Here is a 365-nt window from a genome sequence, read left to right on the forward strand (position 1 = left end):
CCCTTTGCGCAGGCTTCCCTCAACACCGCCCAGATTGTAGCCAGCAGCCTTTCGCCATCCTGTATTCAGTGGCGGGTCAGCGGCCTTTGTTACTGGCTGTTTTGTTCCTGGCATGGCTGCACGGTAAAAACTTCCATCAAAGTCACTCATTATCTCCCTGAAGCGGTGGTGTCCACTTATCACGCCCCCGGTGGCAATCCGTGGTCAGAAATGGCACAGGTCAGCCGATTATCCGGCGGACTGGAAAATGCCGTCACCGGTGCGTTATCCCACCTGACTGCCGGCGGCGGCAACCATAATAGCCAGATTTCAGGCCAGCGCCGTACCAGTTTGCGTTTCAAATACGCGGATGCTATTGGGCATCC

Annotated in this window: 1 protein-coding gene; it reads left to right on the forward strand. The window is 56.2% G+C overall.

The features are described 5' to 3' along the window. The coding region (locus AAC147_RS09570) for a TraU family protein (protein WP_047686431.1) at nt 1-365 on the forward strand (365 nt) is incomplete at both ends.

The sequence above is a fragment of the Xenorhabdus sp. NBAII XenSa04 genome, assembly GCF_963866145.1.
GTDB classification, from domain to species: Bacteria; Pseudomonadota; Gammaproteobacteria; order Enterobacterales; family Enterobacteriaceae; genus Xenorhabdus; species Xenorhabdus indica.